The sequence below is a fragment of the Brevundimonas sp. EAKA genome, from assembly GCF_000698025.1.
GTDB classification, from domain to species: Bacteria; Pseudomonadota; Alphaproteobacteria; order Caulobacterales; family Caulobacteraceae; genus Brevundimonas; species Brevundimonas mediterranea_A.
Genome location: NZ_JMQR01000023.1, coordinates 24381 through 35495 on the forward strand (window position 1 = coordinate 24381; position 11115 = coordinate 35495).

Sequence of the window (11115 nt, forward strand, 5' to 3'; positions counted from 1 at the left end):
GCGCGCGTCGGGTTGAATCAGGCGGCCAGCAGTTTGCGCGTGGCGGCTTCGACGTCGGCCTGACGCATCAGGCTTTCGCCCACCAGAATGGCCTGGGCGTGGGCGGCGGAGACGCGTGCGACGTCCTCGGGCGTGGAGATGCCGCTCTCGGCGACCAGCAGGGCGCGGACGGGGCTGAGCATCGACAGGCGCTCGGTGACCTCCAGATCGACCTCGAAGGTGCGAAGCGAGCGGTTGTTGATCCCCACCAGATCGCCGCCCAAGGCGCAGGCGCGCGCCATTTCGGCCTCGTCGTGGGTTTCGATCAGGGCGTCCATGCCGAATCGTTCGGCCTCGGCCAGCAGTTCGGCGGCGAGCCGATCGTCGATCATGGCCAGGATGATCAGGATACAGTCGGCGCCCAGGGCCCGGCTCTCGGCCACCTGCCAGGGATCGACCAGGAAGTCCTTGCGCAGGCAGGGCAGGGCCGTGGCGGTGCGGGCCTGGCCCAGATAGGCGTCGTCGCCCTGGAAACTGGGGCCGTCGGTCAGGACCGACAGGCAGGAGGCGCCGCCGGCCTGGTAGGCGATGGCCAGGGCGGTCGGGTCGAAGTCAGGACGAATCAGGCCCTTGGACGGGCTGGCCTTCTTGATCTCGGCGATCAGGGCGGGGCGGCCGGTGTCCTCGACAGTCCGGTCCAGAGCGGCGCGGAAGCCGCGCGGCGCCGAGGCGGCCCGGGCCAGGGCCTCGATGGCGTCCTGGGTGGTCGCGGCCTTGCGGGCGGCGACATCCTCGCGCTTGTAGGCGGCGATGCGGTCCAGGACGTCGGTCATGCTTTGTCTTCGGTATCCAGCGGCGTGGAGGTGATGCGGGCCAGACGCTCCAGCGCCTGGGCGGCCCGGCCGTCGTCAATGGCGGCGGCGGCGAGGGCGGCCCCTTCCGCGAGGTCGGTCGCCCGATCCGACACCACGAGGGCGGCGGCGGCGTTCAGCAGGACGATGTCGCGATAGGGGCCGGTCTGACCCGCCAGCAGGGCGCGCAGGGCCGCGGCGTTCTCTTCGCCGTCGCCGCCGCGGATGGCGTCGATGGAGGCGCGCGGCAGGCCGGCGTCCTCGGGCGTGACCTGGAAGCGGCGGACGGCGCCGTCCTTCCATTCCGCCACTTCCGTCGGGCCGGAGGTGGCCAGCTCGTCCAGGCCCTGGCCATGGACCGTCCAGGCGCGGGTCGCGCCCAGCCGGCCCAGGACCTCGACCAGGGGCTCGAGCAGGCGGGGGGCATAGACGCCCATGACCTGGCGTTTCGCCTGGGCCGGGTTGGACAGCGGGCCGAGCAGGTTGAAGACGGTGCGGAAACCGATCTCTGCCCGGACCGGCCCGACGTGGCGCATGGCGCCGTGATAGGCGGGGGCGAACAGGAAACAGATTCCGGCCTCGTCCAGCGCCTTGCGCTGCTGATCCGGGCTGGCCGCCAGATTGACGCCCAGGATCGACAGGACGTCGGAGGAGCCGGATTTCGAGGAGATGGCCCGGTTGCCGTGCTTGGCGACCTTCAGGCCCGCGCCGGCCAGGACCAGGGCGGCGGCGGTGGAGATGTTGTAGGTGTGCTGGCCGTCGCCGCCGGTGCCGCAGGTGTCGATCACCTCGTACGGATGGTCCAGCGTCAGGGCGGCGTCGCGCATGGCCTGGGCGAAAGCCGCGATCTCGTCCACCGTCTCGCCCCGAATCCGCAGGGCGGTGACGGCGGCGGCGACCTGGGACGGGGTCGGCTCGCCGCGCAGGCAGGCGGCGAAGAAGTCGTGCGCCTGCTCGGACGTCAGGGGGTGACCCTCGACCAGGCGGGCGAGGATCGGCTTGAACCCGTCAGCCATGATCAGGCCGCCACGATCAGGCGGCCGCGAGGCGCTTCACGCCGGCGATCTCGAGGAAGTTGGCCAGCATGTCGTGGCCGTGTTCGGTGGCGATGGATTCCGGGTGGAACTGGACGCCATGGATCGGGCGGCTGCGGTGCTGGAGCCCCATGATCTCGCCGTCGGCGGTCCAGGCGGTCACTTCGAGGCAGTCGGGCAGGGTTTCGCGCTTCACGGCCAGGGAATGATATCGGGTGGCGGTGAAGGGCGAGGGCAGGCCGGCGAAGACGCTCTTGCCGTCGTGCAGGATCGGCGAGGTCTTGCCGTGCATCAGGGTCTTGGCGCGGATCACGTCGCCGCCGAAGGCCTGGCCGATGGCCTGGTGCCCCAGACAGACGCCGAGGATCGGCATGGAGGCCGGGGCGCTCTCGATCAGCGGCAGGCAGACGCCGGCCTGATCCGGCGCGCAGGGGCCCGGCGAAAGCAGAACGGCGGCGGGGTTCAGCGCCCAGGCCTCGTCCGCCGTCAGGTCGTCGTTGCGCACCACATGGGTCGGCGCGCCCAACTCCGCGAGGTAGTGGACGAGGTTGTAGGTAAAGCTGTCGTAGTTATCGACGACGAGGATCATGATCTGGCTTCTAGGCGTGACAAGCCGCCGCGCCAAGCGTGCGCGGCGTTAAAGCGCATCTTAACATTGGCGGGGGCAGATGGGTGTCGTGAAACTCAGCGCCGAAAAAGACATCGCCGACAAGATCGCCGCCGCCAAGGCGAAGCTGGTCGTGGTCGAACCCAAGCCGATCAGCCCCTATGCGGCCCTCGGCGCCGCCGCCCTGGCCGCGACGGCGGCCGTAGTCATGGCTGGGGTCGTCGTGTTGGGGCCGGGCGTCCGGTTTGACGAACCCCCGGCGACCTACGGGCCCTAGCGATTGCCGGTGCGGAAGCGCCAGGCGTCGTCGGCGGCCCGCATGGGGGCGCGGGCCTTGTGCCGGGTCTCGGCGTATTCGGCTGCTGGATCGCTGTCGGCGACCACGCCGGCGCCGGCCTGGACGAAGATCTGATCATCGGCGAACAGGGCGGTGCGCAGGGTGATGCAGATGTCCGCCTCGCCGCCCGCCGAAATATAGCCGACGCCGCCGCCGTAACCGACGCCGCGCTTCTCGGTCTCCAGCTCGTCGATGACTTCCATGGCCCGCACCTTGGGCGCGCCCGACAGGGTGCCGGCGGGAAGGGCGGCCAGCAGGGTGTCGACGGCGTCCAGTTTCGGATCGGCCTTGCCGCGCACATTGGAGACGATGTGCATGACCTGGCTGTAGCGTTCGACGACGAAGCTCTCGGTCACCTCGACCGTGCCCGGCGCGGCGACGCGGCCGACGTCGTTGCGGCCCAGGTCCAGCAGCATCAGATGTTCGGCCCGCTCCTTGGGATCGGCCAGCAGCTCCGCCTCCAGGGCCTTGTCCGCCTCGGGCGTGGCGCCGCGCATACGGGTTCCCGCCAGCGGCCGGATAGTGACCTGGCCGTCCTTGAGCCGGACCAGGATCTCCGGGCTGGACCCGGCCAGCTGGAAGCCCTCGAAGTTCAGGTAGAACAGATAGGGCGACGGGTTCTGGCGACGCAGGGAGCGGTAGAAGGCGAAGGGATCTTCGGTCCAGGGGGCCGAGAAGCGGTGGCTGAGCACGACCTGGAAGATGTCGCCGGCGGCGATATAGTCCTTGGCCCTGGCCACCATCTCGCCGAAGCCGGCCTCGTCCACGGGCGAAGCGAAGGTCGGGGCGGGCGTCGGCTGCGGCGCGGCGCGCACCGGCAGGGGGTCGCGCAGGCCCGTCTCGAACGCGTCCAGCCGGGCGACGGCGGCGTCGAAAGCCTCACGCGGCGCGGCGCCAGCGTCGGGATAGGCGGCCGAGACCAGGATGATCTCCTGCCCGACGGAATCGAAGATGGCGACCAGGGACGGACGGGTGAGCACGGCGTCCGGCAGATCCAGCGGATCCGGATTGGGCTCGCCCAGCGGCTCGAGCAGGCGCACCATGTCATAGCCGAAGACGCCGAACAGACCGGCGGCCATCGGCGGGAGGTCCTGCGGCAGGTCGAACTTCGACGCGGCGATCAGGGCGCGCAGGGACTGAAGCGTGGGCAGGGGCTCGGCTATGAACCGCCCCTCGACCACCGCCGGGCCACGCGCCAGTTCCGCCGCGTTCGCCCGGCAACGCCAGACCACGTCCGGGTCCAGCGTCAGGATCGAATAGCGGCCCTTCACGGCGCCGCCTTCGACGGATTCCAGCAGACAGGCGTAGGGGCGATGGCGACCCAGCTTCAGATAGGCCGAAACCGGCGTCTCAAGGTCGTCGATGACGCGCCGGACCAGCACCTGCGGCCGACCGGCCGAAAGGCCGGCGGCGAAGGCGTCGTAGTCGGCCCCGTTGAAACCCGAGGCGTCTTGGCCGGCCGTGGTCATTCCGCCGGTGCGGCGGGGGCCGTCGGCTCGGCGGCCAGGCCCAGGGCCTGACGCGCCAGAGCGACGTCGTTCTTGGCCTTGGAGCGCTGGGCGCCGGCGGTCATCTCGGTCTGGACCATGGCCTGGACCAGTTCCTGGGTGATGCGCGGACGGGCCTGTTCGGCCAGAGGACCGGCGACGGCCGGATTGGCGGCGTGGACGCCATCGACGCGGCCAACCAGATAACCGCCTTCGCCCGGTTGGGAGAAGACCTGGCCCTTGGCCTGACCGAACAGGCCCTGAAGCACGCCCTGGCCCAGCGATTCCTGGGTGGCCTGGTCGCGGACCACGCCGGTGCGGACGGTCAGGGGCGCGTTCACCGAACGGGCCACGGCGGCGATGTCCTGGCCCTGGCGGACGCGGCTCGCCAGCTCTTCAGCCTTGGCGGCGAGACGGCGCGAGATTTCGCGCTGGGTCCACTGGGCGGCCAGGGGCGCGCGGACTTCGGCCAGGGTCGGCAGGGCCGAGGGACGGATGTCGTTCACACGGACGGCGAAATATTGGCCCTGGCCGGCGTCGATCACGTCGCTTTCACCGCCCTTGGTCAGGCTCCAGGCTGTCTCGAAGACTTGCGGGGGGGCGTTCAGGGCCTGGCCGTTGGGCAGTTTGCCGTCCTTGGTGAAGGGGGGCAGGTCGATGACGCGGCCGCCGGCCTCGCGGGCGGCGTCGGCCAGGTTCTTGCCGGCGGTGCGGGCGGCCTCATACTTCTCGACCTTGGCGTAGGTCTGGCCCTTGACGTCCTCGGCGCGCAGTTCCGCGACGATCTGGTCGCGCGAGTTTTCCAGGGTCGCGGGCTGACCGGGCTGGATGGCGGTGACCTTGGCGACGGCGAAGCCGACGCCGGCCTGGACCGGGTCAGAGACCTGGTTGACCTGCAGGCCGAACACGGCGGCGGCGGTGGCCGCGTCGCCGACCGCGGCGCGGGGCGTGGCGTTGAAGTTCGCCGGCTGGATGCTGTTGGCGCGGCCGACATCGGCGGGCGACTGGCCGGCGCGCAAGGCGGCGGCGATCTTCTGGGCGACGTCGCGGCTGGGCGCGGTCAGGGTCACGAAGGTGCGGGTCTCGGGCTTGCCCAGGCTGTCCTTCTTGAACTCGAAACGTTCGCGGATACGCTCATCCGACACGACGGGGGCGGCGCCCGGGTCCGGCGTGAACAGGACGACGGACACCATGCGGAACTCCGGCGCGCGCAGGCGGGCCGCGTTTTCCTGAATGAAGGCGTTCAACTGGGCGTCGGTCGGGGCGGGGATTTCGCCGGCCATGGCGGGCGTGACCTCGAACCAGCGACCGTCGCGGGTCTCGAAGGCGGCGCCGGCCAGCAGGGCGCCGTAGATGCGCGGCGCACGGGCGCCGGCGAAGATGGCGGCGCCGAAATGCTCCGTCGCATACTGGTCGCGCAGGTCCTGCTCCAGCATGGCGGGGGTGAGGTTCTGTTGCGCCAGGGCGCTCTCATAGGCCTGCTGATCGAACTGGCCCGTGACCGAGTTGAAGAAGGCGGGGATCTGGCGGATCTGCTTGACGATCAGTTCCTTGCCGGGGCGGATGCCCGCTTTCCAGGCCCAGTTCAGGAAGCCGAGCTGTTCGGTCTGGCTGTCCAGGAAGCGGGTGTGGATGTTTTCCGCGATCAGGTCCTCGTTGGTCACGGGACGACCGGCCTGCTGCTGGATGTTTTCGCGCACACGCCCGAAGGCGGCGCTGAACTCGGCCTCGTTCATCGAACGGTCGCCGGCGTCGATCACATGTTTCGGGCCCAGGTTGGCGAAGACGTCCATCCGCGCGCCCACGATCACGAAACTGATGGCGATCAGGACGAGCAGGGCGGCGGCCCACTTGGAGCGCGAGAAGGCGCGGAAGGCGGTGATCATTCGAAGACCCGTAGACTTGCCGACGTTGGCATCACTGCGGCGTATAGTCGGGGCAGGCGCGCCCCCGCAAGGACGGCGTGATGGCCAGATTGCGGCGCCCCCTCTTGGCTTGCCGGTTTGAGGCCCCTAGACAGGGGTCATGAAACAATCCGTGAAGTTGATCGTCGGCAACTGGAAAATGCACGGCGTCTCCGCAGACGTATCCGAGGCCCTGGCTTTGAAGGAAGGCCTGGCGGGGGCGCCGCCCTCATGCCGCATCGCCCTGTGCCCGCCCGCCACCCTGACGGATCGCCTGCGCCGCGTCCTGACGGACAGCGCGGTCGAAGTGGGGGGGCAGGATTGCCACGAAAAGGCGTCGGGCGCCTTCACGGGGTCGGTGTCGGCGGACATGCTGGCGGACGCCGGCGCCACCCTGGTGATTCTGGGCCATTCCGAGCGACGGGCGGCCTTCGGGGAAACGGACGCAGACGTCGCCGCCAAGGTCGAGGCGGCCATGGCGGCCGGTCTGGAGCCGATCGTCTGCGTCGGCGAGACCCTGGAGCAACATGAAGCGGGCCAGGCGGTCGCCGTCGTCAGCACCCAGATCACAGGCTCCCTGCCGGACGGTTTGTCCGAGCGTGACTTTGCAGTCGCCTATGAGCCGGTGTGGGCCATCGGCACGGGCCTGACGCCCACTCTGGAACAGATCGCGGAGGTTCACGCCGCCATACGGACCGCCATGATCCAGCGCCTGGGCGAGCCCGCCCGCCGCGCGCCCATCCTGTACGGCGGCTCGGTCAAACCTGACAATGCGGCCGAGATTCTGGCTGTGCCCGAAGTGGGCGGCGCCCTGGTCGGGGGCGCCTCGCTTAAGGCCGATGATTTCCTGAAGATCGTCCGCGCCGTCTGACGAGCCGCTTCCGGTTTGCCCCCCGGCGGCTTCGGTGATAGAGGCCGCCGCTTGATCGGCGCAGCTCCGCGCCCACATGAATGACGCCATGCTCCAGACCATCCTGCTCGTCGCCATCATCCTGGTCGCCGTCTCCCTGACGGGCGTCGTGCTGCTGCAGCGGTCCGAGGGCGGCGCCCTGGGCATGGGCGGCGGTCCTTCGGGCTTCATGACGGCGCGGGGCGCCGGCAATCTGCTGACCAAGATCACCTGGGTGCTGGCGGCCCTGCTGTTCGGCCTGACCATCATCCTGACGGTCGTCGGCAATATGGACCGCGCCTCGGTCTCGGTGATCGACGCCGACGCCGTGGGCTCTCTGGCCACGACGCCGCAGCCCCAGACGCAACAACCGGCCCAGCAACAGCAGCCGGCCGCGCCCGCCCAGCCGACCGCGCCGTCGCTGGACGATCTGGAAGCTAGCCTGCCGTCCGCCTCGGCGGCCCGGTCGCCGGCGTCCGCTCCGGCCCAGCAGCCCGCCCAGTAACGGGCAGGCGACCGACCCGACTTCCCGAAAGCGCGCCGCAGGGCGCGCTTTCTTCTTTTGATCAACAGTTCGATTCGCGGCGGCCCATGCGTCGTTCGCGAATCATGGAGTAAGGTGTCCGCCCATGGCTCGCTATGTGTTCATCACCGGCGGCGTGGTTTCCTCGCTAGGAAAAGGCCTCGCCTCCGCCGCTCTCGGCGCTCTTTTGCAAGCGCGCGGCTACAAGGTCCGGCTTCGCAAGCTCGATCCCTATCTGAACGTCGATCCGGGCACGATGAGCCCGTACCAGCACGGCGAGGTCTTCGTGACCGACGACGGCGCCGAGACCGACCTGGACCTGGGTCACTACGAGCGGTTCACCGGGGTGTCGGCGGCCAAGTCCGACAATATCACTACCGGCCGCATCTATTCGACCATCCTGGAGAAGGAACGTCGCGGCGACTATCTGGGCGCGACCGTCCAGGTGATTCCGCACGTCACCGACCAGATCAAGTCCTTCTGCCTGACCCCGGCCCTGACTGACGACGGCGAGGATGTGGACTTCGTCCTGGTCGAGATCGGCGGCACGGTCGGCGACATCGAGGGGCTGCCCTTCTTCGAGGCCATCCGCCAGCTGGGCCAGGATCTGCCGCGCGGCCGGTCCTGCTTCGTCCATCTGACCCTGCTGCCTTTCATCAAGACGGCCGGCGAGATGAAGACCAAGCCGACCCAGCACTCGGTCAAGGAGCTACGCTCCATCGGCATCCAGCCGGACATCCTGCTGTGCCGCTGTGAATTCCCGATCCCGCCCGAGGAAAAGCGCAAGATCGGCCTGTTCTGCAATGTGCGCGAAAGCGGCGTGATCCAGGCGATGGACTCGGCCGACATCTACGCCGTCCCGCTGGACTACCATCGCGAAGGCCTGGACCGCGAAGTCCTGGCCCATTTCGGCATAGAGGATGCGCCGGAACCCGACCTGACGCGCTGGCAGGAGATCGCACGCCGCCGTCTGCACCCGGACGGCGAGGTCACCATCGCGGTGGTCGGCAAGTACACGGTTCTGAAGGACGCCTATAAGTCCCTGATCGAGGCCCTGCACCACGGCGGGGTCGCCAATAACGTCAAGGTCAATATCGACTGGGTCGAGGCCGACACCTTCGAGGGCGACCCGGAGGCCTGCGAGGAGCGGCTGCAGGGCGCCCACGCCGTTCTGGTGCCGGGCGGCTTCGGCGAGCGGGGCTCGGAAGGCAAGATCGAGGCGGCGCGGTTCGCCCGCGAGCGCAACATTCCCTATTTCGGCATCTGTTTCGGCATGCAGATGGCTGTGATCGAGGCGGCGCGGAACCTGGCCGGCTATCCCAAGGCCTCGTCTACGGAGTTCGGCCCGACCGCCGAGCCGGTCGTGGGCCTGATGACCGAATGGACGCAAGGCAATCAGCGCGTCCTGCGCCAGCAGGGCGGCGACCTGGGCGGCACCATGCGGCTGGGCGCCTATGATTCGACCCTGGCCGAAGGCTCCAAGATCGCCGAGATCTATGGCTCCACCGCCATCAGCGAACGGCACCGCCACCGTTACGAGGTCAATATCAACTATCGAGAGGCGATCGAGCAGAAGGCCGGCCTGGTCTTCGCCGGACTGTCGCCGGACGGGGTTCTGCCCGAGACGGTGGAGCGGCCGGACCATCCCTGGTTCATCGGCGTCCAGTATCACCCCGAACTGAAGAGCCGACCGTTCGCGCCGCACCCGCTGTTCGCCAGCTTCATCGGCGCCGCCGTGGTTCAGAGCCGTCTGGTCTGATCAAGGCCTGGGATCAAACCGTGTTCACGGACCTGCGATTACTATGGGTCCGCCTTTTGCAGTAAACTGTCCTGAACGGATCGGATTGGCACGACCTGACGGGACACGAACGATCGATGATCGGCGAGTTGCTCTATCATCTGCACCGGCATTTTCGCCTGCTGCTGATCGCAGGGGGGCTCGTGATCGCGGTGTCTGCAGTCGCGCTCGGCTACGAGGCCGTGCGGCACATGGGGACGCCGTCGCCGGCCCGCCCGGCCGAAACCGGACGGGCCTGAGCCGTCAGTCGATCTTCAGGCGCATGAAGATCATTCCGCCGTCCGGATCGCCGCCGTAGATAGGCTCCAGCGCGTCCGGCACGCGGTTCACTGCATAGAGGGCGCCGAGGCCCAAGCGGACGCGGGGGGCGATCCGCCAGTCGCGGACGGCGCCCAGCGAGGCCTTGCCGACGGTGTAGAGCGGGCCGTGGCCGCCATGGTCGCCGGGGACCAGTTCGTCCGTCTCGATCCGCTCGGCGCGGGCGAAGACGGTCCAGCGGTCGTTCGGATGGACGGCGGATTCCAGCAGCCAGCCGTCCTTGGATTCGTCGTGACTGTTGGTCTTGCGCCCCCAGGCCAGGGTCGAGGACCACCAGCCGGTCTCGCCCAGGCGGCGGGTATGGATCGCGCTGGCCGACCATTTGGTCTCGTCCTCGTCGGGCTCCAGCTGTTCCGGGGCCGAGACGTCGGCGTAGGAGGCCTGGAAGGACCAGTCGGCCGTCGGGTTCCACGAGCCCCGCACCGACCAGCTGTCCAGTTTGGGCTTATCGATGCCCCAGCGTTCCTCGTCGGGTTCGCGCCCCTTGAAGGCCGAGGTCTCGATCTTGAACCGGTCGTGGGCCCAGCCCAGGGTGGTGACGCCGAAGACGATATGGGTCGAGTCCAGCCAGTGGTGGGTGATGGGCGCCTCGGGACTGTCCATCGCGCTCATCCGGTGCATGAAGGCGGGCGGGCCGAAGGCGGGCTCGCCGGGCAGGCCGATGTAGCCGTACACGCTGTCCTTTTCGGTCAGCTGCTTCGAATAGCTGGCCGACAGCTCCATGAAGAAGTCGTGCGGATGCTGGCGATCGACCAGGGGATCGACGCCGTTCGCCGTCTCACCGGCCGCCAGCAGCAGGGGGTAGCCGGACTTGCCCATCAGGGGGTCGGGGCTGAGCATGGCGCGCAGGTTCAGGGTTGAACCGTCGTCGAAGTCGCGACGGGCCGTGGTCATCAGCATGCCCGAGACGAAGGTCTTGTCGCCGCCGCGGGGCCCGGACTGGGTGTCGTAGGTCAGGTTCAGCAGGGCGTGGGTCATCACCGTCCAGTCGCCTCGGATGGTGTGGATCCCGGCGTGTTCGCCGGAGTCGGGCTGCCAACTGGTGCCCGAGGCGTCCCGGCTCATGGGCCAGGGGCCGTAGGGGCTGGTCATGGCGTGTGCCGGGGCGTGTGAGGCGGCCGGCATGTCGGCCATGTCGTGCCCGGCGTGAGGATCGGCGGCCGGCGCCGCCTGGTGGTGGGCATGGTCCTGCGCCGTCGCGGCATGGGCGAGGGCGAGCAGGGAGACGCCGGCGAGGGCGCCGGCGAGCGTATGGGGAGCCATGAAGGCCTCCTTGATTGATCGTGACTGAAGGCGCCGCGAACGGCGCAGGGCTCAGGCGATCAGGAGGCGGGGCGGGCCGGGTTCGGGCGAGAGCAAAAGTCCGGCCGGGACATCGAACAGGGGGG

11 protein-coding genes are annotated in these 11115 nt (G+C 69.2%); 5 read left to right on the top strand and 6 right to left on the bottom strand.

Translation table 11 applies throughout. The annotated features are described in order from the left end of the window. Nucleotides 1–17 precede the first annotated feature (17 nt). From trpC to ER13_RS05340, 3 genes are read right to left on the bottom strand one after another with little or no spacing between them, the layout of a single operon-like run. On the bottom strand, nucleotides 18–812 hold the full coding sequence (gene trpC, locus ER13_RS05330) for an indole-3-glycerol phosphate synthase TrpC (protein ID WP_008259229.1): 795 nt from the start codon (nucleotides 810–812) through the stop codon (nucleotides 18–20). Beyond that, a complete protein-coding gene (gene trpD / locus ER13_RS05335) occupies nucleotides 809–1846 on the bottom strand; it encodes an anthranilate phosphoribosyltransferase (protein WP_035307370.1) in 1038 nt (345 codons plus the stop codon). Before trpD ends, trpC begins: the two co-directional genes overlap by 4 nt. A gap of 16 nt (nucleotides 1847–1862) precedes the next feature. Next, on the bottom strand, nucleotides 1863–2453 hold the full coding sequence (locus ER13_RS05340; protein ID WP_035307372.1) for an aminodeoxychorismate/anthranilate synthase component II: 591 nt from the start codon (nucleotides 2451–2453) through the stop codon (nucleotides 1863–1865). Between the two features lie 88 nt (nucleotides 2454–2541). Between ER13_RS05340 and ER13_RS05345 the strand changes: the two genes are divergently transcribed. Beyond that, entirely contained in the window at nucleotides 2542–2748 is a 207-nt protein-coding gene (locus ER13_RS05345) for a hypothetical protein (protein WP_035307384.1), read from the top strand. Here ER13_RS05345 and trpE read toward each other — a convergent pair. Continuing rightward, nucleotides 2745–4277, bottom strand: a complete 1533-nt coding sequence (trpE, locus tag ER13_RS05350) for an anthranilate synthase component I (RefSeq protein ID WP_035307374.1) — start codon at nucleotides 4275–4277, stop codon at nucleotides 2745–2747. The two genes, ER13_RS05345 and trpE, sit on opposite strands and share 4 nt — an antisense overlap. Continuing rightward, nucleotides 4274–6181, bottom strand: coding sequence for a peptidylprolyl isomerase (locus tag ER13_RS05355; RefSeq protein WP_035307376.1), 1908 nt, complete (start codon nucleotides 6179–6181; stop codon nucleotides 4274–4276). Before ER13_RS05355 ends, trpE begins: the two co-directional genes overlap by 4 nt. 139 nt (nucleotides 6182–6320) lie before the next feature. Here ER13_RS05355 and tpiA point away from each other — a divergent pair, with 139 nt between their 5' ends. From tpiA to ER13_RS18625, 4 genes are all read left to right on the top strand, one after another. Then, the gene (gene tpiA, locus ER13_RS05360; RefSeq protein ID WP_035307378.1) at nucleotides 6321–7070 is read left to right on the top strand and encodes a triose-phosphate isomerase; all 750 of its coding nucleotides are present in this window, start codon (nucleotides 6321–6323) and stop codon (nucleotides 7068–7070) included. A gap of 76 nt (nucleotides 7071–7146) precedes the next feature. Beyond that, nucleotides 7147–7593: a preprotein translocase subunit SecG gene (gene secG / locus ER13_RS05365; protein WP_035307380.1), complete on the top strand. Its 447-nt coding sequence runs from the start codon at nucleotides 7147–7149 to the stop codon at nucleotides 7591–7593. 124 nt (nucleotides 7594–7717) lie between these two features. Continuing rightward, complete coding sequence (locus tag ER13_RS05370) at nucleotides 7718–9370, top strand: CTP synthase (protein ID WP_008263745.1); 1653 nt, start codon at nucleotides 7718–7720, stop codon at nucleotides 9368–9370. A gap of 116 nt (nucleotides 9371–9486) precedes the next feature. Further along, nucleotides 9487–9648 (top strand): hypothetical protein, encoded by a 162-nt coding sequence (locus ER13_RS18625; RefSeq protein WP_196066367.1) that lies wholly within the window; start codon nucleotides 9487–9489, stop codon nucleotides 9646–9648. A gap of 4 nt (nucleotides 9649–9652) precedes the next feature. Here the strand turns inward: ER13_RS18625 and ER13_RS05375 are convergent, their stop codons facing one another. Beyond that, the gene (locus tag ER13_RS05375) at nucleotides 9653–10990 is read right to left on the bottom strand and encodes a hypothetical protein (protein WP_035307382.1); all 1338 of its coding nucleotides are present in this window, start codon (nucleotides 10988–10990) and stop codon (nucleotides 9653–9655) included. Nucleotides 10991–11115 lie beyond the last annotated feature (125 nt).

Bases quoted from the DNA above. Each gene is read 5' to 3' on its own strand.
- trpD (WP_035307370.1), bottom strand. From the start codon at position 1,846: ATGGCTGACGGGTTCAAGCCGATCCTCGCCCGCCTGGTCGAGGGTCAC.
- ER13_RS18625 (WP_196066367.1), top strand. From the start codon at position 9,487: ATGATCGGCGAGTTGCTCTATCATCTGCACCGGCATTTTCGCCTGCTG.
- ER13_RS05375 (WP_035307382.1), bottom strand. From the start codon at position 10,990: ATGGCTCCCCATACGCTCGCCGGCGCCCTCGCCGGCGTCTCCCTGCTC.
- trpC (WP_008259229.1), bottom strand. From the start codon at position 812: ATGACCGACGTCCTGGACCGCATCGCCGCCTACAAGCGCGAGGATGTC.
- trpE (WP_035307374.1), bottom strand. From the start codon at position 4,277: ATGACCACGGCCGGCCAAGACGCCTCGGGTTTCAACGGGGCCGACTAC.
- ER13_RS05370 (WP_008263745.1), top strand. From the start codon at position 7,718: ATGGCTCGCTATGTGTTCATCACCGGCGGCGTGGTTTCCTCGCTAGGA.
- secG (WP_035307380.1), top strand. From the start codon at position 7,147: ATGAATGACGCCATGCTCCAGACCATCCTGCTCGTCGCCATCATCCTG.
- tpiA (WP_035307378.1), top strand. From the start codon at position 6,321: ATGAAACAATCCGTGAAGTTGATCGTCGGCAACTGGAAAATGCACGGC.
- ER13_RS05355 (WP_035307376.1), bottom strand. From the start codon at position 6,181: ATGATCACCGCCTTCCGCGCCTTCTCGCGCTCCAAGTGGGCCGCCGCC.
- ER13_RS05340 (WP_035307372.1), bottom strand. From the start codon at position 2,453: ATGATCCTCGTCGTCGATAACTACGACAGCTTTACCTACAACCTCGTC.